Annotated in this window: 20 protein-coding genes; 14 read left to right on the top strand and 6 right to left on the bottom strand. The window is 69.9% G+C overall.

All coding sequences use genetic code 11. The annotated features are described in order from the left end of the window. Positions 1 to 35 precede the first annotated feature (35 nt). From EOD42_RS20020 to EOD42_RS20030, 3 genes are read left to right on the top strand one after another with little or no spacing between them, the layout of a single operon-like run. A complete protein-coding gene (locus EOD42_RS20020) occupies positions 36 to 428 on the top strand; it encodes a flagellar biosynthesis regulator FlaF (protein ID WP_127789353.1) in 393 nt (130 codons plus the stop codon). Next, positions 425 to 1,882, top strand: coding sequence for a methyltransferase domain-containing protein (locus EOD42_RS26550; RefSeq protein ID WP_164868031.1), 1,458 nt, complete (start codon positions 425 to 427; stop codon positions 1,880 to 1,882). Before EOD42_RS20020 ends, EOD42_RS26550 begins: the two co-directional genes overlap by 4 nt. After that, a complete protein-coding gene (locus tag EOD42_RS20030) occupies positions 1,879 to 4,122 on the top strand; it encodes a tetratricopeptide repeat protein (protein WP_127789355.1) in 2,244 nt (747 codons plus the stop codon). Before EOD42_RS26550 ends, EOD42_RS20030 begins: the two co-directional genes overlap by 4 nt. 304 nt (positions 4,123 to 4,426) lie before the next feature. Here EOD42_RS20030 and EOD42_RS20035 read toward each other — a convergent pair whose 3' ends face one another. Both EOD42_RS20035 and EOD42_RS20040 read right to left on the bottom strand, forming a co-directional pair. Then, positions 4,427 to 5,056, bottom strand: a complete 630-nt coding sequence (locus tag EOD42_RS20035; protein ID WP_127789356.1) for a sigma-70 family RNA polymerase sigma factor — start codon at positions 5,054 to 5,056, stop codon at positions 4,427 to 4,429. A 158-nt stretch (positions 5,057 to 5,214) separates the two neighbouring features. After that, entirely contained in the window at positions 5,215 to 5,709 is a 495-nt protein-coding gene (locus EOD42_RS20040) for a sigma-70 family RNA polymerase sigma factor (protein ID WP_127789357.1), read from the bottom strand. A 46-nt stretch (positions 5,710 to 5,755) separates the two neighbouring features. Between EOD42_RS20040 and EOD42_RS20045 the strand changes: the two genes are divergently transcribed. The 5 genes from EOD42_RS20045 (at position 5,756) to EOD42_RS20065 (ending at position 9,529) form a co-directional block, all read left to right on the top strand. After that, the gene (locus tag EOD42_RS20045; RefSeq protein ID WP_127789358.1) at positions 5,756 to 6,481 is read left to right on the top strand and encodes a response regulator; all 726 of its coding nucleotides are present in this window, start codon (positions 5,756 to 5,758) and stop codon (positions 6,479 to 6,481) included. Between the two features lie 67 nt (positions 6,482 to 6,548). Then, a complete protein-coding gene (locus EOD42_RS20050) occupies positions 6,549 to 6,746 on the top strand; it encodes a CsbD family protein (RefSeq protein ID WP_127789359.1) in 198 nt (65 codons plus the stop codon). A gap of 157 nt (positions 6,747 to 6,903) precedes the next feature. Then, positions 6,904 to 7,068: a DUF1328 domain-containing protein gene (locus EOD42_RS20055; protein ID WP_127789360.1), complete on the top strand. Its 165-nt coding sequence runs from the start codon at positions 6,904 to 6,906 to the stop codon at positions 7,066 to 7,068. A gap of 2 nt (positions 7,069 to 7,070) precedes the next feature. Continuing rightward, positions 7,071 to 7,724: a hypothetical protein gene (locus EOD42_RS20060; RefSeq protein WP_127789361.1), complete on the top strand. Its 654-nt coding sequence runs from the start codon at positions 7,071 to 7,073 to the stop codon at positions 7,722 to 7,724. After that, positions 7,721 to 9,529: an ABC transporter ATP-binding protein/permease gene (locus EOD42_RS20065; RefSeq protein ID WP_127789362.1), complete on the top strand. Its 1,809-nt coding sequence runs from the start codon at positions 7,721 to 7,723 to the stop codon at positions 9,527 to 9,529. The genes EOD42_RS20060 and EOD42_RS20065 overlap by 4 nt, the downstream gene beginning before the upstream one ends. Here the strand turns inward: EOD42_RS20065 and EOD42_RS20070 are convergent. Continuing rightward, positions 9,526 to 10,425: a LysR substrate-binding domain-containing protein gene (locus tag EOD42_RS20070; protein ID WP_127789363.1), complete on the bottom strand. Its 900-nt coding sequence runs from the start codon at positions 10,423 to 10,425 to the stop codon at positions 9,526 to 9,528. The genes EOD42_RS20065 and EOD42_RS20070 overlap by 4 nt on opposite strands. Positions 10,426 to 10,611: 186 nt before the next feature. Here EOD42_RS20070 and EOD42_RS20075 point away from each other — a divergent pair, with 186 nt between their 5' ends. The 3 genes from EOD42_RS20075 to EOD42_RS20085 all read left to right on the top strand — a co-directional run bounded on the left by EOD42_RS20075 (position 10,612) and on the right by EOD42_RS20085 (position 13,014). Next, positions 10,612 to 10,827, top strand: a complete 216-nt coding sequence (locus tag EOD42_RS20075) for a DUF1127 domain-containing protein (protein WP_206020409.1) — start codon at positions 10,612 to 10,614, stop codon at positions 10,825 to 10,827. A 93-nt stretch (positions 10,828 to 10,920) separates the two neighbouring features. Next, positions 10,921 to 12,144, top strand: a complete 1,224-nt coding sequence (locus tag EOD42_RS20080; protein ID WP_127789364.1) for an ABC transporter substrate-binding protein — start codon at positions 10,921 to 10,923, stop codon at positions 12,142 to 12,144. A 141-nt stretch (positions 12,145 to 12,285) separates the two neighbouring features. Continuing rightward, a complete protein-coding gene (locus EOD42_RS20085) occupies positions 12,286 to 13,014 on the top strand; it encodes a hypothetical protein (RefSeq protein ID WP_127789365.1) in 729 nt (242 codons plus the stop codon). A 4-nt stretch (positions 13,015 to 13,018) separates the two neighbouring features. Here the strand turns inward: EOD42_RS20085 and EOD42_RS20090 are convergent, their stop codons facing one another. After that, complete coding sequence (locus tag EOD42_RS20090; protein WP_127789366.1) at positions 13,019 to 14,575, bottom strand: ABC transporter substrate-binding protein; 1,557 nt, start codon at positions 14,573 to 14,575, stop codon at positions 13,019 to 13,021. A gap of 75 nt (positions 14,576 to 14,650) precedes the next feature. Between EOD42_RS20090 and EOD42_RS20095 the strand changes: the two genes are divergently transcribed. Further along, positions 14,651 to 16,942 carry a penicillin acylase family protein gene (locus EOD42_RS20095; RefSeq protein WP_164868032.1) on the top strand — a complete coding sequence of 764 codons (2,292 nt, stop codon included), beginning with the start codon at positions 14,651 to 14,653 and terminating at the stop codon, positions 16,940 to 16,942. Here EOD42_RS20095 and ggt read toward each other — a convergent pair. After that, positions 16,939 to 18,591: a gamma-glutamyltransferase gene (gene ggt, locus EOD42_RS20100; protein ID WP_240655225.1), complete on the bottom strand. Its 1,653-nt coding sequence runs from the start codon at positions 18,589 to 18,591 to the stop codon at positions 16,939 to 16,941. The two genes, EOD42_RS20095 and ggt, sit on opposite strands and share 4 nt — an antisense overlap. A gap of 42 nt (positions 18,592 to 18,633) precedes the next feature. Further along, entirely contained in the window at positions 18,634 to 19,341 is a 708-nt protein-coding gene (locus tag EOD42_RS20105) for a DUF1028 domain-containing protein (protein ID WP_206020410.1), read from the bottom strand. 226 nt (positions 19,342 to 19,567) lie between these two features. On the opposite strand from EOD42_RS20105, the gene EOD42_RS20110 reads away from it, so the two are divergent. Together EOD42_RS20110 and EOD42_RS20115 are read left to right on the top strand one after the other, a co-directional pair. After that, positions 19,568 to 20,152, top strand: coding sequence for an HNH endonuclease (locus tag EOD42_RS20110; protein WP_127789368.1), 585 nt, complete (start codon positions 19,568 to 19,570; stop codon positions 20,150 to 20,152). Between the two features lie 96 nt (positions 20,153 to 20,248). Beyond that, positions 20,249 to 21,073, top strand: coding sequence for a CoA transferase (locus EOD42_RS20115; RefSeq protein WP_127789369.1), 825 nt, complete (start codon positions 20,249 to 20,251; stop codon positions 21,071 to 21,073). The last annotated feature ends 1 nt before the right edge of the window (position 21,074 follow it).

A 21,074-nucleotide genomic window follows, 5' to 3' on the forward strand; every position in this document is an offset into this window, starting at 1 on the left:
CCTTTTTCCGCTGACCCCCAGAAAGTTCCCGCGCCATGTCCGAAGCCCTGCTTTCCGCCCAGGCCTCCACGCCGGTGCAGCCCGGCGCCAGCGCCCCGCGCCCCGCGGGCGTCAATGCCTATGCCCGCCGCCGCAGCGCGAAGCAGCAGGAAGCCGAGGTCTTCGCCCGCGCCACGCGCAGCCTGCGCGAAGCGATGGGCACCGACCCCGCGCCCATGGCCGTGGCCCGCGCCGTCGCCGACAACCGCCGCCTGTGGGATGCGGTGAACATCGCCGTGATGGACCCCACCAACCAGCTTCCGCGCGAATTGCGCGCCCAGATCGCCTCCATCGCCCGCGCCGTGCTGCGCGAATGCGGCGAGGAGAAGCCCGATCTGTCCTTCATCGCCGACATGAACGAGCAGGTCGCCGGCGGCCTCTGGTCATGAGCGCCACCGCCGCCTGGGTGCCGCCCCTCGCCGCCCCGCCCCCGCTCGCCGACCGCCTGCTGGCCGAGGCCGGCCGCCTGATGGAGCGCGGCCAACCGGCCGAAGCCATGCCCCTGGCGCTCACCGCCACCCGCCTGGCCCCCAGCGCCCCTGCCTGGATGGCGCTCGGCCGCGCCCGCGCCGCCCTGTCCGACGCGCCCGGCACCATCGAGGCCTGCGGCCGCGCCATCGACCTGGGCGGCGACAGCGCCGAGGCGTTGCTGATGCGCGCCCGCGCCCATGCCCGTCTGGGCAATGCGCCGGCCCTGCTGGCCGATGCCGCGGGCGCGGTCTGCCTGGCCCCGCGCAGCACCGAGGCACGCATCCTGCTGGCCCACGCCCTGCTGATGGCCGAGGAATACGACGAGGCCCTGGCGGTGCTGGGCGACCTGTGGCGCGAGCAGCCCGAGGACCCTGTCGCGGCGCTCCGCCTGGCCGAGGCCTTTCAGCGCGCCGGCCGGCGCGAGGCAGCCGAGGAGCTGGCCTCCTCCATGCTCGATACCATTTCGCTCACGCCCGCGCAGCGGCGGCTGGCCCATGGCGTGCTGGCGCAATGCGCCCTGACCGCCGGTGACCCCGTGACCGCCCTGCACGCCGCCCAGCGCGGCATCGCCGATGCCGGCGCCGACATGCCGCTGTTGAGCCTGTCCGGCCATGCCCGCCTGAACAGCGGCGACGCGACCGGCGCCGCGCGCGACATCGAGGCGGCGCTGGCACTGGCCCCGCAGGACGGCTACCTGCGCCACCTCTCCGCCGCCCTGAACGATGATGTGGCGGAAGGCCGCGCGCCCGATGCCTATGTGGCGCATCTGTTCGACGGCTATGCCCGGCGCTTCGAGGCCTCGCTGTTCGGCCTGGGCTATCGCGTGCCCGGGCTGATGCTGCGCGCGCTGGAGGAACTGCGCCCGGGCCTCAGCCCCGCGCGGCCCATCGGCGATGTGCTGGACCTGGGCTGCGGCACCGGCCTTGTCGGCGTGGTGCTGCACGACATGCTGGGCGGGCGGCTGGTCGGTGTCGACCTCTCCCCGGCCATGCTGCGGGAGGCCGAGACGAAACAGGTCTACAGCAGCCTGCACCGCGCCGAGCTCGGCAACTTCCTGCGCCAGGACCACGCCCGCTACCAGGCCGTGATCGCGGCGGACGTCTTCTGCTATTTCGGTGAGCTTCAGCCCGCCTTTGCCCTGGTGGCGCCCCGCCTGGCGCCGGGCGGCCATTTCCTGTTCTCCGTCGAACTGGGCGAGGGGACCGGCTGGGAGCTGGCCGGGTCGGGGCGCTATCGCCACGGGCTCGCGGCCGTCGAGGCAGCCCTTGCGGGCGCCGGGCTGACCCCCGTACTGCTGCGGCGGGAGGTGCTGCGCACCGAGCGCGAGCAGCCCGTGCAGGGCCTTCTGATCGCCGCCACGGTCGCGCCGTGAACCATATCCCGCCCTTCCGCCGCGCCATCCAGGCCCTGGCCGAGGGCCAGACGAGAGCCGCGCTGCCCTGGCTGCGTCAATCCATCGCCGAGGCGGACGAGCCGGAGCTGGCGCGGCTGAACCTGGGCATGGCGCTGGCCGATCTGGGCGAGTTCGGCGAGGCCGAGCCCCTGCTGCGCCGCGCCCTGCACGACATGCCCCGCCTGGCGGAGCCGCGCTTCCGGCTGGGCCGCATCGCCGCCCAGCGCCTGCAGCTGACCGAGGCGCGGGAGTGCTTCGAGGCCGCGCTTGCCACCGACCCCGGCCATGTCATGAGCCTCGTGGGTCTGGCCATGCTGGACGAAGCGGCGGGCAGGCCCGAGGCCGCGCTGGCGCTGCTGGACCACGCGGCATTGCTGGCGCCGTCGGACCGCGCGATCGCCCTGTTCCGCCTGCGCTGCCGGGCCGCGACCGAACCGGCGCATGCCGGCATGGAAATCGCGCTGTCGCTCCTCGCCTCGCCGGAAGGCTCGGTCGAGGACGCGCGGCTGGCGGCCAGCCTGCTGCCGCCCGCCGAGGCCCTGCCGAAGCTGGAGGCCGGTGCCGCCAATCAGCCGCTCAACTGGCGCTGGAGCTTCGCCATCGCGCTGGTCCAGCAGGCCGCCGGCGAGGATGAGGCCGCGGTCGCCAGCCTGCGGCTGGCCCATCTCGTCTCCGACGGGCTTCCGGCGGTGCAGGGCGAGTTGGGCATGCGCCTGGCCGGGCTTCGCCGCCATGCGGAGGCCGAGCCGCATCTCGCCCAGGCCACCCACTTCCTGCCGAGCGACCCGAGCTTCCGCAGCCAGCACGGCATCACGCTGTTCAAGCTGCATCGCTTCTCGGAAAGCCGCGCGGTGCTGGAGGCGGCAGTCCGGGATTTCGGCCCGCTGCCGACGCTGCTGGGCAATCTGGCACTGACGCTCAATGCCCAGGGGCTGCAGCGCGAGGCGCTGGCCACCGCCCGGCGCACCCCGGAGAATGTGGCCGGCCTGGCCAACCGCCTTGGTGTGCAGCCCTATCATCCCCAGGAAGGAACGGCGGCCGCCCTGGCCGCGACGGCCCGCGCGCTGGGTGCCCTGCTTCCTGCTCCGAGCCTGGCCTGCCACCCGCCGGGTTTCGACCCGCATCGACGGCTTCGCGTCGGCTTCCTGTCCAGCAGCTTCTCCCGCCACCCTGTCGGCTGGCTGACCCTGGCCGGCATCGAGGCACTGCCGCGCGAGGAAGTGGAGGTCGCCTGCTTCTCGCTGCGTCCGGGCTCGGACGCGCTGGCGCAACGCTTCCACGCCCGGGCCGATCTGTGGCGGGAACTGCCGAAGCTGGACGATCTGGCGCTGGTCGAGGCCATCCGCGCCGACCGGCCGGATATCCTGGTCGATCTGGGCGGCCATGGTGAGGGCGGGCGCGTGACTGCACTCGCCCACCGCGCGGCGCCCGTGCAGGTGAAGTGGGTGGGCGCACAGAGCTGCACGACCGGCGTGCCCGGCCTGGACTGGATGCTGACCGACCGATGGGAAACCCCGCCCGGCAGCGAGGCCCACTATACCGAGCGCCTGCTCGCCATGCCCGATGGCTATGTCTGCTACACGCCGCCCGCCGCTGCGCCGCCCGTGGCCCCCCTGCCCGCTTCGACCCGGGGACAGGTGACCTTCGGCTGCTTCAACAACATGGCCAAGATGACGCCCGAGGTGCTGACAGCCTGGGCCGAGATCATGGCGGCGACCCCCGGCAGCCGCCTGGTACTGCGCACCCATGCGCTGGCCGATGCCGCCACCCGGCACCTTGTGCTGGAGCGCGCGGTGGCCTGCGGCCTCGACCCCGCCCGGATCGAGGCGCATGGGCCCGTGCCGCATGAGGCATTGCTCGCCGCGTATGGGGAGATCGACATTGCGCTCGAGCCCTTCCCCTATGCCGGCGGGCTGACGGCCTGCGAGGCGCTCTACATGGGCGTGCCGCTCGTGGCGCTGGCCGGCAGCAGCTTTGCCGGGCGCCACGCCGTCTCGCACCTGTCCAATATCGGGCTGACGGATTGGATCACGGAGAGTGTTCCCGCCTATGTCAGGCGCGCCATCGCGGCAGCACAGGATGTGGTGGGGCTGCAGGACCTCCGGTCGGGTCTGCGGGCACGGATGGTGGCATCACCGCTGATGGACGCGCCCCGCTTCGGCAGGAACCTCGCCGTCGCCCTGCGCCATGCCTGGCACGAGCGCTGCCTGGCGCAGTAGCCGGCGACTGGAAACGATCACCGACTGGAAACGATCACCAGGGCAGCAAAAAACCCGCCTCCATTCAGGAAGGCGGGCTTTTAACGTTGCCGGTCCTTGTCGATCAGGGCCAGCAATTCGGGTGGGATAGGTTCACGCGCGACATCATCGAACATGTCATGCAGGCCGCGTTTCAACCACAGGTCGAAAGCGTCCCGCGGGGAGGAAGCCCTCCCCTTTCGCGCCTGAACCGGGCGCGCGGGCATCTTCTCATCACCTCCTGGGGGAGTGTCGCTCACTTAGTCCTCGATCGCAGCCCGTTGCGTCAGTGCTGCAGGGAGATCCCAGCAGCATCGTTACGCATGTTACGCGAATCACGAGCCTGTGCGCCAGCCGTCTTAGCAGCACGGGGCGCCTTGGACCGGCTCGGGGCTTCCTCGCCCATCAGCCAGGCTTCCAGCTGCTTCCGTGCCCGGAAAACCCGGCACTTCAGCGTGCCGACGGCAACGCCCAGTTCCTCGGACACTTCCTCATAGGACATGCCCTGGACGGTCACCATCATCAGCGCCAGGCGCTGATCGGCCGGCAGGCGCGCCAGGTTGCGGCGCAGTTCCTGCATCACCAGGCTGTCTTCCTGGCCGCCACTGCGGGCGAAGATCTCGGCGGGCGCATCCTCGACCGCCACCGTCTCACGCTTGCGGCGCATGTCCGACAGGAAGCGATTGCGCACGATGCGCAGCATCCATGCCTTGAAATTCGTGCCCGGCTGGAAGCTGTTCTTGGCGGCCAGGGCATTGCCCACCGCAGCCTGCACCAGATCGTCGGCGTCAGCGCGGTTGCGGGTCAACGCGTAGGCCTGCTGGCGGAGAGAGGGCAGAACCTCCACGAGGGCCGTGTGGAAATCCCACTCGGCGGCGGCGTCGTCCTGCACCAGGGTCTGGTCGTTCAGCGTCATGCTTCTGCTCCGTTCCTGATTGCACAACGCCACGTCCCTCCGATCGGTTGCCGAGGGCCGCAATAGAAAATGCATGGCAGACATGAGTTTTTCGGTGGGCAACTTTGGCGACCGCGGAACATTCCACCCGCATGTGCTTTTCCGCCCCCGCCACCGGGTCAGGACAGAGAATGACCATGGTTGGCGCGCAACCGTGCGCGTCCGCGAGAGATGCGCGCCTTCACCGTCCCCTCCGCGACGCCGCACAGCTGCGCGGCCTCAGCGATGCTGAAGCCCTGGGCGCCGAGAACGAGCGCCTCGCGTTCCAGCGGGGGCAGCTGCCTCAGCGCCTCCATCAGTTCCAACCGTCCGGTGCCCGAAGGGTTGCGCGCCTCCTCCTCGCCGGCCAGGTCGCTTTCCAGCGCCTGGCGGCGGCGGCCGCGCCGCAGTCCGGACAGCCACAGGTTGCGCAGGATGGTGAACATCCAGGCCCTGGGGTCATCGCCCTCACGCCATTGGTCCGCGTGGTCCAGCCCGCGCAGCACCGCGTCATGCACCAGGTCATCGGCGGCGGACGCATCACGGACCAGACTGCGCGCATAGGCACGCAGCGGCCCGAGCAGCCCCGGCAAGTGATCCCTCAGGCTGCCCCGGTTGTCCTGCGTGCTTGTCATCCTCCCTATTCTCACATTGAATCACTGTTCCGTCAGGAGTGTCCCCATGCCCACCATTGATCCCGAGGCGCTGAAGGCCGCCCTGCCCTTCGCCCGCCGCTTCGCGCGGGCGCTGACAGGCGACCAGGCCTCCGGGGACAGCGTCGTCGCCGCCTGCCTGCGCAAGGGCTTGCCGGATCTGCCCGGCCACCTTGCGCTGCATGCCGCCATCGCGCGCGAGGTTCCCGAGGCGCCTCCTTCGCCGGATGAGCCGCTGACCGGCATCCAGCGCCGCCTGATGCTGCTGACCGCGCTGGAGGAGCTCAGCCTCTCCGACGCCGCGATGGTGCTCGGCATTTCCGAGGAGGAAGCGACCGACGGGCTGGCCGGCGCGCGGGACAACCTGAAGCGCGCCGCCACCACCGATGTGCTGATCATCGAGGATGAACCGCTGATCGCCATGGATCTTCGCATCCTGGTGCAGCAGTGCGGCCATCGGGTGGTGGGTCTCGCCGCTTCCGAGGACGCGGCCATCCAGCTCGCGGCACAGCACCGCCCCGGCCTGATCCTGGCCGACATCAACCTGGGCCGCGGCGGGGACGGCATGAACGCCGTGCGCCGCATCCTGCGCACCAGCCATGTGCCGGTCATCTTCATTACGGCCTACCCGCAGAAGCTGCTGACCGCGGAGGGGCTGGAGCCCGCCTTCGTGATCAACAAGCCCTTCGACCGGCTGTCGGTCTCCATCGCGACCTATCAGGCGGTCTCGGCCGGAAAACTGCCGATCGCCTGAAACCACCCATGACTAAGCACGTTTCTCAGACAGGCCGCTGACGCGGCACAGACAGAGGAGAAACGGAATGAACTGGGACACCATCAAGGGTAACTGGAAGCAGGCGACCGGCAAGGTGAAGGAGCAGTGGGGCAAGCTGACCGATGACGACATGACCGTCATCGAAGGCCGCCGCGACCAGCTCGTCGGCCGCATCCAGGAGCGCTACGGCGTGGCCAAGGATGAGGCGGAGCGCCAGGTCAAGGACTGGGAAACCCGCTACTGATCCTCACTCGCCCTGAGTGACGAATGCGCCGTCGGCCACCAGGCCGGCGGCGTTTTTGCTTTCAGGTTCATATATTTACTTATCGCAATCCAGAAACTCCCTCCTTTCGTCTCGCGTTCTTCTGCCAGAGATCAACTCAACAGAAGGATGCGTCATCATGTTATATTGGGCACTCGTATTCCTGGTGGTCGCACTCGTCGCCGGTGTTCTCGGCTTCGGCGGCATCGCCTCCACCGCCGGCGGCATCGCCCGCGTGCTGTTCTTCGTCTTCCTGGTGCTGTTCGCTGTTGCCCTGCTGACCGGACGCGGCGTCAGCCTGTGACGATGCGCCGTCGTTCGCTCCTGCTCGGCGGGATGATGGCCGCGCCGGCACTGATGCTGGCGCGGCCGCTTCATGCGAGCGACGCCCGCCGCGTGTGGTTCGACCCCGCGCAGCTGCCTTCCTATTCCGGCCGGCTGGAACGCTGGCTGATCAACCCCGCCGGTGAGATCGATCGCGCCCTGTTGAAAGAGGGCACGCAGATCATCTTTCCCGCCACCGAGTCCAATGAGCTGGTGGCCGCCATCCGTCCCGGTGACAACCTGATCACCTGGGGCGTGCGCGCCCGCAACGCCCCTGTCGTGACCATGCTCGCCTGGGGCAGCAGCGACAGCGAGCCCGCGAATTTCGTGCGCCAGCCCAGCTGGTTCGCACCCACCCGCCGGGGCGGCACCCCGCAGACCGTAACGGGCCGCGTCGCCCAGCCGCTGCTGACGCCGCAGGGTGAGGCGATCGGCGTCATCCTCGACAATGGCGCCGTGGTGCGCCTGGCGGCCGATGTCCATGCCGCGCTCGGCGACAAGCTGGGCAACGGTGCGGCGGTCGCCGCCAGCGGTCCCGGCTCCGAAGCCCATGGCCTGAAGGCGCTCGATGCCGAGCGCCTCGGCACCGCCCCCGACAAGCTCGAAGCCCTTCCCCAGCCGGAACGCCGCCCATGACCGAGAAACTGCAGGACCGCCCTGCGCGGCAGTTCCTGCGTCTGTTCATCCGTTGGCTGCGCGCCCCGGACCGGGGCACGGCGCGCTGGATGATCGTGCTGCTGCTGGTGCTGACCTGCGCGCAGGTCGCTGTGCAGATCCGCTTCAACCTGTGGAACCGCGACTTCTTCAACGCGCTGGAGAACCGCGACAGCGCCTCCTTCCGCAACCAGATCCTGGTGTTCCTGGTGCTGGCCGCCCTGTCCATGACGGCGGCGGTCTATCAGCTCTACATCAAGCAGTTGATCCAGCTTCGCTGGCGGGAATGGCTGACCGGCCACCTGCTGGACGGCTGGCTCAGCGACGGCCGGCAATACAAGCTGGAGCTGATGGACAGCGAGGCCGACAACCCGGACCAGCGCATCGCCGAGGACGTGCGGATCGCGACCGAGCTGGCGGTGGAATTCGTCACCGGCCTGCTGAACTCCCTTCTCATGTTCGGCGCCTTCGTGGGCATCCTCTGGAGCCTGTCCGGCCCGCTGCACGCCACGCTGATGGGGCGCGAGTTCACCATCCCCGGCTACATGGTCTGGGCGGCGCTGCTCTATGCCTGCCTGGGCACGCTGGCCACCTGGCTGGTCGGCCGGCCGATGGTGAAGCTGAACGTGGAACGCACGACGCGTGAGGCCGATTTCCGCTTCGCCCTGGTCCGCGCCCGTGAATCCGGCGAGGGCATCGCCTTCGTCGGCGGCGAGGATGACGAGCGCGGCGTCCTGAAAAGCGGCTTCACCAAGGTGCGGCAATCCGTCCAGGCGCTGATGAAAAGCCAGCGCAACCTGATGTGGCTGACCAGCGCCTATGGCACCCTGGCCATGATCTTTCCCACCATCGTCGCCTCGCCCGGCTATTTCGCCGGCGTGATCACCCTCGGCGGGCTGATGCAGATCGGCGCCGCCTTCGGCCAGGTCCAGGCCGCGCTGAACTGGTTCGTGGACAATGTGGCCCGCATCGCCGAATGGCGCGGCGCGGTGGAGCGCCTGGCGGTGTTCGAGGGCGCCGTCGAGCAGCTCTCGGGCCTGGCGGCCGACCCCGAGCAGCCCACCATCACGATTGTCGAGGGCGATGGCTCCGTGCTCGCCTTCCGCAACCTGGAGGTCGCCTTCTCCTCCGGCACCACCGTCATCGGCGATGCGACGGCCGAGATCCAGGCCGGCGACCGCGTGCTGATCAAGGGTGAATCCGGCACCGGCAAATCCACCCTGTTCCGCGCCATCGGGGGCTTGTGGCCCTGGGGTGCGGGCGAGATCGAGGTGCCGCCCGAGGGCCAGGCCCGCTTCCTGCCGCAGCGCCCCTATCTGCCGCTGGGCAGCCTGCGCTTCGCGCTCGGCTATCCGGCAGCCGCCGAGAACTTCGACGACGAGGCGATGCGCGAGGCGCTGACCAAGGTGGGGCTGGAACGGCTAGGTGACCAGCTGGACGAGGAAGCGCGCTGGGACCGCACGCTGAGCCTGGGTGAGCAGCAGCGCCTGGCCTTCGCCCGCCTGCTGCTGCACAAGCCGAAATGGGTGTTCCTGGACGAGGCGACCTCCGCCCTCGATGAGAAGAACCAGGACATCATGATGGAATTGCTGGTGGAGGAACTGCCTGATTCGGCCGTCATCTCCATCGGGCATCGCCCCGGGCTGGAACGCTTCCACAACCGCACGCTGACCCTGACGCGCGCCGAGAACGGCGCCAGGCTGGTCCTGCCCAAGCGGCGGCGCATGGTCGGCGCCAGCTATCGCCTGCCGCCCGTGCCGCGCCCCCGGCTGCTCGGTGCAGATTAAGCAGCAGCCGCCGCTTCCCGCAGGTTACCCGCCAGCCATTCGGTGAACAGCCGCCCTTCGGTCTGGCGGCTGAGCCCCGGGCGGGTCACCAGCCAATAGGCGGTGCCGGTTGGCATTTCCGCCCCCATCGGCACCAGCGTGCCGCGCGCCAGGTCATCGGCCGCGACCGGCAGCCGCGCCAGCACCACCCCCATCCCCGCGGCCGCCGCATCCAGGGCCAGATGCGTCATGTCGAAGGCAAGGCCGCGCGTGGCGTCCGGCACCGGAATGCCGGCCCAGCTTCCCCATGCCGCCCAGTCCTGGCGCAGCGACGTCACATGAATGGCGGGCACCTTGGCCAGCAGGGCCGGCAGAGGGGTGCGCGCATGGCAGGGGGCCGCCACCGGCACCAGCTTCTCATCGGCCAGGTGGCGCCATTCGCCGGGCCCGGCCGGGGCCTCGGCCAGCCGGATCGCCGCGTCGAAACGGCCGTCTCCCGGCAGCACGCGCTCGCGCTCGGTGCTGATGCGCAGGGCCAGCGCCGGATGCGCCCGCCGCAAGGCCGGCAGGCGCGGCATCAGCCAGCGCGTGGCGAAGCTGGGCGCGACCGAGACGGAGATACCCGCGGCCTTGGTGCCCTTCAGCCGGCTCATCGCGCGGGTGATGCCCTCGAAGGCGGCGGTGGCCTCGCCCAGCAGATCCTCGCCGGCGGGTGTCAGCGTCAGCCCTCGCGCATCGCGGCGGAACAGAGGCAGGCCCAGCACATCCTCCAGCGTGCGCACGGCATGGCTGACGGCGCTGGGCGTGACGCTCAGCTCGGCGGCGGCGGCGGTGAAGCCGCCCAGTCTCCCCGCGGCCTCGAAAAGCCGAAGCGGGGCCAGAGGAGGAAGGTGATGAGGTGGCAGGCTGCGTGACATGGCTCTCTCCGGCCATGATCGCAGCAAATCCGGGGCATGTTCCGCCACGAAAATGTCAGCATGACTGTCACGATAGCCACGCGGGTCTGTAATCTTGAAGCGTCCTCACGGCGCATGACGACCCCTCGCTGTTGCGGTGGCGCCCGAAACGTCAGGGTCCGGCTCCGGTCCACACAGAGCCTTGCCATGACCCCTTTCGCCGCCCGGGCCTCGCGCCTGCTCCCCGCCCTGCCCCTGCGCAGCCCTTCCCTCATGCCGCTGCTCCGCTGGCTGCGGGATGCCCATGAACGCTGGCGCGAACGCCGCCTGCTGGAGGAGATGACCGACCGCGACCTGCGCGACATGGGCATCACCCGCCACGATGCGCTGCATGAGGCCGCGAAGCCCTTCTGGCGCGACTGAGCCGCCCGACCGGCCGGAAGAGCCAACGCTTGCATGGAAGCGGCGCCGCTGCCACGCTGCGCCCCGTCAGATAACCCGCCAAGGGAGACGTCCATGTCCCATTTCACCCGACGCGCCGCCATCGGCGGCGCCGCCGGCGTTTTCGCGACCTCCGCCAGCCCCTCCTTCGGGCAGCAGCAGACGCTCAAGATCGGCGTGCTGGCCGATTTCTCCGGCCCCTACCGCTCCACCTCCGGCCCGACCAGCCTGGCCGCCGCCCAGCAGGCGGTGGAGGATGCGGTGGGCCTCGGCTTCCGCGTCGAGGTACTACAGGGCGACCACCAGAACCGCCCCGATGCCGCCCTGGCCCTCGCCCGCCGCTGGATCGACCAGGACGGCGTGGACATGATCTGCGAGACCAACAACTCCGCCGTCGCGCTGGCCGTCGCGAACCTGGTGAAGGAGAAGGACAAGCTCCAGCTCTCCTCCGGCGCCGCCTCCTCCGCGCTGACCGGCGCGCAGTGCAGCACCCATACCGTCCACTGGACCTATGACACCTGGATGTTCGCCAATGTGGTGGGCGGCGCCACGGTGCGGGCAGGTGGTGACAGCTGGTACTTCCTGACCGCGGACTACGCCTTCGGCCACCAGCTGGAACGAGACGCCTCGGGCTTCGTGCAGCGCGCGGGCGGGCGGGTGCTGGGCAGCGCGCGCTTCCCCTTCCCCGGCACGACCGACTTCTCCTCCTTCCTGCTGCAGGCCCAGGCCAGTCGCGCGAAGGTGGTGGGCCTGGGCATGGCCGCCGCCGACACGGTGAACTGCGTGAAGCAGGCGCATGAATTCGGCCTGACGCGGCGGGGCCAGAAGCTGGCCGGCATGATCATGTTCGCGCAGGACATCCGCGGCATCGGCCTGGAAGCCGCCCAGGGCATGCTGATGAGCGAGGTGTTCTACCACGACCTCAACGACCGCACGCGGGGCCTCGCGCAGCGCATCTTCCGCCGCACCCCCGACAACATGCCCAGCCAGGAACACGCCGGCACCTATTCCTGCGTCGTGCATTACCTGAAGGCGGTGAAGGAGGTGGGCATCGCACGCGCCAAGCAGTCCGGCATTGCGGTGCTGGAGGTGATGAAGCGCATGCCGACCGACGACGACGCCTTCGGCCCGGGCCGCATCCGCGAGGACAACCGCAAGATCCACCCCGCCTATCTGTTCGAGGTGAAGTCGCCCTCCGAAAGCCGGGGCCCTTGGGACTTCTACAAGCTGGTCTCGACAGTGCCGACCGAGGAGGCGTTCCGCCCTATCGCCGAGGGCGGCTGCCCGCTGATCCGATAGGCCGTCCCCATCGCCGCCATCGGCCCGGCCCCCGTCGAGCGGGGCCGGGCGTTACTTTAGGTTCCTTTCGAAGGCGCTGAAACAGCGCTAGATCACGAACCCGTGAGAACCCGCGACAGGCGGGATTCGAGAGGAATGCCCATGACCACTGTTCTCGTCTGGAACAATCACCTCCGCCCCATCGGCAATTCCTTTCCGGGCCATGCCTCGGTTTCGATCGACGACAATTGGGCCAGCGACAAATCCTATGTCAGCTGGCTGCCGGGCGACGATCACAAGATCTTCCGCGAATTCGGCAGAGCCGGCGCCAGCATCTCGACCGACCTGATGTTCGAGAAATACGCCCCCGACCACATCATCCGCATCACCGGCATGGACGTGATGGCCATGATGTCCAAGTGGAACGAGGTCCGCAGCAAGGAAAACGCGCATTACCGCTATACGCGCAAGAACTGCTCCACCATCGCCAGCCGCGTGCTGAAGGCAGGCAGTGCCCAGGGCGGGCTGAAACGGCATCACATCATCTGGACACCGCTGATGGTGAAGCGCCTGGCGCTGGAAATGGGCGGGACGACCATGCTCTGGACCGACCTGCTGCAGGAATGCCGGCAGCGGGGCCACCTGTCGCCGGGCGACGTGCTGGTGCTGCAGAACCTTCACAAGCGGGATGAACGGTCGGGGTCGTCCATGACGACCTTCCACTACAGCAGGGGCGCGCCCTCTCAGCCCAAGACAGGCATGCTGTGGGGCAACCGCCAGCACCACCTGCACATCAAGGACGGGGGCCGCTGCTATGTGAGCGACGGGACCCTGATGAACACCCAGGTCGCGCATATCAGCGGCACCACCGCGAACTTCACCGACGAGTAGCCGCCTACAGCTTCGCCTCCCAGAACATCGGATAGGCGGCCTGCGGCAGATCCCTGAGCCGGTCGCGATAACCCGCCGGAATGGTGAACTGCCCCCACATGACAGAGGGCGTGTGGCGCACCGCCGCCCCCTGGATCTCGGCCGCGATGCGCTTGCGGTCGTCCGCCGTGGGCGCCAGGGCGAACTCGCGCAGCAGCCGCTCGATATCCCGGTCGCAATCCCAGCCCGGATAGTCGGAACAGGTGTTGGACACATAGAAATGCGTGAGCGGTGAGAACATGTCCGTGCCGTTGGCGTAGACGGTGAACATGTGCCAGCCCTCACGCCGGGCGCGGCGGGCCAGCACCGTGCCCCAGTCCATCTGCTGTTCCTCGACGTTGAACCCCGCCAGCTTCATGTTCTGGATCATCACCTGGGCCGCCGTCTGGCTGATGCTGCCGGCCACCGTCATGAAGATGATGTTCTGGCCGCGATAATTGGTGCGCGCCAGCATGCGCTTCGCTTCCTCGACATCGACACCCACCGCCTCGGCGCCCGCGCGGCTGTCCAGCGGTGCGTCGCACAGGAAGAAGGACGGGCAAGGCGGTGCCCGGAACCGCTCGGGAATGCCGATCGCCGTCAGCACCGAGGCCTGGTCCGAGCAGCGCCACAGCACCTGCCGGATCGCCGGGTCGTCGAAGGGCGCTGCCGCATGGTTCAGCCGGAAATTGCCCTGGAACATGTGGATGCCACCGAGGCCCAGCAGCCGCACGCCCCGCGCGCGCTCCAGCCGCGGCAGCAGGTCGAAGGGCAGATACTGCATGTAGTCGATCTCGCCCTGCATCAGGGCCGAGGCCCCCGTCGCCGCATCGGGCATGACGCGCAGGGTGATGGTGTCCAGATGCACGCGCTTGCCGCCGGCCAGGAAATCCACCGGCTCCTCACGCGGGACGTAATCGGGGTTGCGTTCCAGCACCATGTAGTTGCCCGGGCGCCAATCCGCCGCGCGGAAACGGAACGGCCCGCTGCCGACATATTCGCGGATGCGGGTCTCCACCGGCACGCGGGCCAGCCGCTCCGGCAGCATCACCGGCAGGGGCGCGTTGGGCTTGCCCAGCACATCCAGCACCAGCGGAAAGGGACGGGACAACACCAGGCGGAAGCTGCGCGCGTCGGTCGTCACGAGTTCGGACTTCGCGGCCCACAGCATGCGGCCCTGCGCATCGCGCGGCGCCCAGCGTTCCAGGCTGGCCACGCAGTCGGCCGCCGTCACGGGCGCGCCGTCATGCCATTTCAGCCCCTCACGCAGGCGGAAGGTCCAGGTCAGCCCGTCGGCGCTGGCCTCATGGCTTTCGACCATCTGCGGGCGGATCATGCCCTGCCCGTCCATGGCGTACAGCGTATCGAACACGTGATAGGCGAAGGTGCGGGTGATGGCCGCCGTGGTGGCATGGGGGTCGAGGATCACCACCTCGCTTTCCAGCACCAGGTTGGCATTGCCTGCCGCGCGGGCCGGCGGTGCCATCCAGGGCAGCGCCAACCCCGCCAGCGCGCCTCGACGGCCGAACTCCATGCGGTTCATCCTGCCCATCCCTATCCGTTTCCGCCGCGACGGTATTTGATGGCGGCAAGACACGTCCAGCAAAGAGGTGAGCCGATGGATTGGCAGAAGATCGCACGGGAGGCGGTGCCGCCGCTGGATGGAGAGCTGCGCATCCCCGGCCTGGACGGCCCGGCGACGGTTCTGCGCGACGATCTGGGCATCGCGCACATCAAGGCGGGCTCCACGCGCGACGCCTTCCTGGCCCAGGGCTTCTGCCACGCGCAGGACCGGCTGTTCCAGATGGAGCTGAACCGCCGGCGCGCGCTGGGCCGCAGCGCCGAATGGCTGGGTGCTGCCGCCTTCGGCGCCGACGCGCTGGCCCGGCGGCTGGGGGTGGAGGCCGCGAGCCGCCGCGACGCCGCCGCCCTCACCGATGAGGCAAAGGCCATGATCGAGGCCTATGCCGCCGGGGTGAACGCCTTCATCGCCAGCGGCGCCCCGCTGCCCATCGAGTACACGCTGCTGGGCGCCACGCCCGAGCCCTGGGAGGGCTGGCACACCATCGCCGTCATGCGGCGCCTGGGCCTGCTGATGGGCAGCGTGTGGTTCAAGCTGTGGCGCGCCGCCGCCCTGCCAGTGGCGGGCGAGGCCGTGACCAGCCTGCGCTATGACGATGGCGGCCGCGACTTCCTGCTGATGCCCCAGGGCGCCGAGGCCGATCGCTGGCGCGCCAGCCTGGCCGAGCTGGCGCCGGCCGTGCAGGCGCTGATGGAGGCCGCCGCCCCGGACGCCACCGGCGGCGGCAGCAACAACTGGGCCGTCGGCCCCGCGCTCAGTGAAACCGGCCGCCCGGTGCTGGCCGGCGACCCGCACCGCGTGTTCGAGATGCCGAACATGTACGCCCAGGGCCATCTGGCCTGCGAAGAGTTCGACGTCATCGGCCTGACGGTGCCGGGCGTGCCTGGCTTTCCGCATTTCGCCCATAACGGGCGCGTGGCCTATTGCGTCACCCACGGCTTCGCGGACATCCACGATGTCTATGTCGAACGCTTCGACGAAGGCGCGCAGCACGCCGAGTTCCAGGGCAGTTGGGAAGCGGTGGAGCGGCGCAGCGAGACCATCGCCATCCGGGGAGAGGCCCCGCGTGAGGTGGAGATCGTGGTGACGCGCCACGGCCCTGTCATCGCCGGCGAGCCCGCCGGCGGCCATGCCCTGACGCTGAAAAGCGTGCAGTTCGCCGAGACCGACCTCTCCTTCGACTGCCTGCCGCGCATGCTGCGCGCCGATGACGTGCGCAGCCTGTATGAGGCGACGCGCGGCTGGGGGCTGATCGACCATAATCTGGTGGCCGGCGACACCGCCGGGCACATCGGCTGGCTGCTGCGCGCCCGCCTGCCGAAGCGCGCGCGGGAAAACGGCTGGCTGCCCATGCCCGGCTGGACCGGCGATCACGAATGGCAGGGCTGGATCGCGCATGAGGACATGCCGGTGATCCATGACCCCGAGGGCCACATCATCGTCACCGCCAACAACCGCATCGCCGATGAGGACCACCCGGACTACCTGCTGACCGACTGCCACCCGCCCTATCGCGCGCGCCGTGTGGCGGCCCTGCTGCTGGGCGATGCCGCCACCCGCAGCCCGGCCGGTGCCGCCGCCATTCATGGCGATGTGCAGTCCCAGCCCGCCGCCGATTTCCTGGCCCGCCTGCGCGCCCTGGCCTGCAGCGGCCCCGCCGAGGCGCTTCGCGCCGAACTGGCCGGCTGGGATGCCCGCATGGAGGCGGGCTCCGTCACCGCCGGGCGCTACATCGCCTTCCGCCTGGCGCTGACGAAGCGCTTCGCCGCCGTCAGCGGTCTGGGCGCGCTGGGCAGCCACCCGTACCTGTCGCCCGCCCCCGGCGTGGCGCCGCTGATGCAGCTGTGGTGGAACCTGCCCGCCCTGCTGCGCGCCGACGACGCCGCCCTGCTGAAGGGTGCAAGCTGGGATGACCTGCTGCGCGCGGCTTTGGAGGAAGTAGCGGCCAACCCGCCCTCCGAGCCCTGGGGCGAGACCCACCGCCCCAAGCTGGCTCACCCGCTGTCAGCGCTGTTCCCCGACGCCGCGGCCGTGCTGGACATCCCGGCCGAGGCGCTGGGCGGGGACGGCGATTGCGTCATGGCCAATGGGTTGATCGCGCAGATCGGCCCGCGCGCCGGCTATGGCGCGCTGTCGCGCTATGCCTTCGATGTAGGGAACTGGGAAAACAGCCTCTGGACCGTGTTCCACGGCGCCTCGGGCCATCCCGGCAGTCCGCATTACGCGGACCAGCACAAGACATGGGCGGCGGCGCGGATGACGCCGATGCGCTATGGCTGGGCCGGGCTGGAAGCCGCGGCCCGGGCCAGGCAGACGCTCCGGCCTTAGCGCGGCGCGTCCGGGAAGAACCGGACGCCGGCGCGCGCCAGCCCGCCCGCCAGCCCGATCGGCGTGCCATCCGCACGCCAGCAGGCCGCACCTTCCATCATCCCGTCCTCCATGAACCGGATGGCGCACATGCCGCCGCCCACATGCGGCACGCGCTGCACCACATGCCCCTTGGCCGCCAGCGCATCGCTGATCGCCTCGGGGAAGCCGCGCTCGACCTCCAGCGGGCCGCCCTGGGTCCAGATGCGCGGCGCCTCCACCGCTTCCTGCACGCTCATCCCATGGTCGATCAGGCTGATGGCCGCCTGGAAGGCGCTGCCGAAGATGCGCAAACCACCCGGCAGGCCCAGCGCCGCCCAGGGCTTGCCGTCCTTCAGGATGATCATGGGCGACATGGAGGTCGTGACCCGCTTGCCCGGCGCGATGGAGTTGGCGAGACCAGGACGCGGGTTGAACAGCGCCATGTAGTTGTTCGGGATCAGCCCCGTCTCCTTCAGCAGGAAGCGCGCCCCGAACAGCGAGTTGATGGTGTGGGTCGCCACCACGATCCGCCCTTCGGCATCGGCGACCGTCAGGTGGGTGGTGTGCGCCTCGCCGGGCGTCACGCCGGCGGGCCAGGCGCGGCTGCGCGCGGGGTCGAACTCGGCGCGGCGCTGGGCCGCGTACTCCTTGCTGATCAGCTTGGCGACCGGCACCGGCACGAAGGCCGGGTCGGCGGTGGCCGCCGCGCGGTCGGCAAAGGCCATGCGCAGCGCCTCGGCCTTCAGGTGCAGATCCTCCACGCTGCCGAAGCCCATGGCGCCGACATCGAAGCCCTCCAGCAGGTTCATCATCTGCACCACATGCACCCCGGCCGCGGAGGGCGGAGGCGGCAGCACGATCTCAAAGCCGCGATAGGTGCCGCGCACGGCCTCGCGGGGGATCATGCTGTGCCCCGCCAGGTCGGCGTTGGTCACGATGCCGCCGCGCGCCGCGATCTCGGCGCAGGCCGAGGCACCGATGGAACCGCCATGCAGGGCGCCCGGGCCCTCCTTGGCGATGGTCTCCATCGTCTCGGCCAGGGCGCCGTTGATGACGCGGGTGCCGGGCTTCACCGGCTCGCCGCCCGGCATGAACAGCGCCGCGATGCCCGGGTCCAGCAGCAGGTCCTCACCGGCGGTCGCGGCGCATTCACTCAGATAGGGGGTGGCCAGGAAGCCGCGCTTCGCCAGCCGGATGGCCGGCTGCATCACATCAGCCAGCGAGAACCGGCCCTCGCGCTCCAGCGCCGCGGCCCAGGCCAGCAGATTGCCCGGCACGGCCACCGACAGCGCGCCCAGCGTGTTGGCCTTGTCCACCGCCTCGATCACCAGCGGGTCGTCGGGCTTGGCCGGGGTGTACATGGTGGCGTGGGCGGCGGCGGGCGCGATGGACTGGCCGTCCAGCACCGTGTGGGTGCCGTCCGCGCCGCGCATGTGGAACATGCCGCCGCCGAACATGCCCACCATCATGGGCTCCGCCACCGTCAGCGCCAGCAGGCCGGCGACGGCGGCATCGATCGCCGTGCCGCCCTCCGCCAGCATCGACGCCGCGGCCGCCGAGGCCGCCGGGTGGTTGGTGACGACCATGGAACGGCCGGTGGCGGGGCGCTTTTCGGTAACGATCTTCATGGGGGCGAAGCCTGCCCCCATCACGGGCGGGCGGGAAGCCCCTCAGAACCCGGGCGCGGAGTCGGCATCCAGCGCGCGGGCGATATAGGCCGCCTGCTGCGGGCGATAGCGTTCCCACAACCGGCGCAGCTCGGCCACCGGCTCCTCGTGCCAGTCGACGCGCAGGTCCACCACCGGCCAGTCGAAGCGATCCGCCACCAGCAGGCCCGCGCCATGCTCGTCGTCGAACTCGCCGCCGGCTTCGAGCCCCGCCTCCAGCGCGCGCATCAGCCGCTCGGCCAGGGCCTCGCCGGCACTGGCCTCGAAGGCCGCGACCATGGCGGCCGGCACGGTATCGTTCGCCAGCAGATTGCCCATGGAGATGCAGTCGCGTCCCTGGGCCACCGCCGCCACCGCCATCGCCTGGTCGCCCGAGAAATGCGCGATGCCGCCCATGCGGTCCACGACCGCCACCTGGCGGTGCTGCAGCCCGCGGGTGGAGCGCGTCAGCAGGTCCACCACCGCCTGCGCCCCCAGCCCCTGGCGCAGCAGCACGAGGCCCTGCGGCCCCAGCGCCGGGTCGGACAGGTTCTGGGTGGCGACCGCCCCCATCGGCCCCGCCCAGGCGCAGCGCGCGGCGGTAGCGATGGAGGAGGAGGTGACGATGGTGCCGAAGGCACCCGTGGCGGCGCAGCGCGCGGTCAGCGAATAGGTCATGGGCGCGAAGGCTGCCGCATCCCGCCCGCCCCCGAAAGCACCGATCGGCGGCATTCCGCCGTTTCCAGGCGCATGAAGCTTGCGTGTAAGGCAGGCGTCGCCCTTGCGAAGCGCACGCTTCCGTGGGAAGCCTTACGCGCGTTTCGCGGTGAGCTACCAGTTCTGGTGCCTCTGACGATTACTGGACACCAGTTGTGGTGGTCCGCCGTACCCGGCTGAAGCTGGCGGCGAGGCTGACCCTGTTCTGTCCGCCCCGTCGCCCTGGTGAAGGAGCGGCGCGTTGCCTGACGGTAGTCTTGTTGGTGGTGGCGTATCGGGCGGCTATCCGGCCCTGGTGCTGAATGCCGATTTCCGGCCGCTATCCTATTTTCCGCTGTCGCTGTGGTCCTGGCAGGATTCGGTGAAGGCGGTGTTCCTGGACCGTGTCTCCGTGCTGTCGGAGTACGAGACGGAGGTGCGTTCCCCGTCGCATACCATGCGCCTGCCCTCGGTGATCGCGCTCAGGGAATACATCCCGGCGGCCCGGCGCCCGGCCTTCACGCGGTTCAATGTGTTCCTGCGCGATGCCTTCGAGTGCAAGTACTGCAACCTGCCCTTCCCGACGCATGAGCTGACCTTCGACCACGTCATTCCGCGCAGCCGGGGCGGGCGCACCAGCTGGGACAATGTCGTCACCGCCTGCGGCCCCTGCAACCTGCGCAAGGGCAGCAAGCTGCCGCGCGAGTGCAACATGCTGCTGCGTGACGAACCCCGGCAGCCCACCAGCTGGGAATTGCAGGAGAACGGCCGCAGCTTCCCGCCGCACTACCTGCACGAAAGCTGGCGCGACTATCTGTATTGGGACAGCGAGCTGGAACAGGGGTGAGAGGCCGCTTGGCATAGGCCGCCCGTGCTGTAAGGTCGCCCCAAGCCTGTAACCCGACCGCAAGGTCGGGCGAAGCAGGCAGGAGGACCGAACCCAATGCAGCCCATCGCACTCGATGCCATGGCCGCCACCGTGCCGGACGGCGCGATGCTGGCCCTGCCGCCCGACAACTCCCTGCCCTCCGTGGCGCTGGCCATGGCCATCGCGCGGCGCGGCGTGAAGAACTTGCGCCTGGTGGGCGTGCCGGTCTCGGGCTTCGCCTCCGACATCCTGATCGGTGCCGGCTGCGTGGCCGAGATCCAGACCAGTGCCGTCTCGCTCGGCGAGGCCGGCTTCGCCCCCCGCTTCACCGCCGCCCTGCGCGCCGGCAGCATCGTGGTGCGCGACGCCACCTGCCCCGCCATGCACACCATGCTGCAGGCCACCGAGAAGGGCGTGCCCTTCATGCCGCTGCGCGGGTTGATCGGCAGCGACATCCTGGCCAACCGCCCGGACTGGAAGGTCATCCAGAACCCCTTCGGGCCCGAGGGCGACATCATCGTCCTGCTGCCTGCCCTCTCGCCCGATATCGGCGTGTTCCATGGCGTGATGGCGGACAGCCACGGCAATGTCTGGCTCGGCCGCCGGCGCGAATGCGCCACCATCGCCCATGCCAGCAAGCGCGCGCTGGTCACGGTGGAGCGCGTGGTCGAAGGCAATTTCCTGGAGGATGAGCGCCTGGCCTCCGGCACCATCAACGCGACCTATATCGACAGCATCGCGATCGCGGAGCGCGGCGCGCGCCCGGCGGCGCTGCTCGACGAATACGGTTTCGACGCGGCCTATGTCGCGGAATACGCCCGCATGGCCAAGACCGATGCCGGCTTCCAGGAATGGGCGGCGCGGGAGATCTTCCACCCCGTCGCGGCGGCCGCGGAGTAAA

The organism is Rhodovarius crocodyli, from assembly GCF_004005855.1.
Lineage (GTDB): Bacteria > Pseudomonadota > Alphaproteobacteria > Acetobacterales > Acetobacteraceae > Rhodovarius > Rhodovarius crocodyli.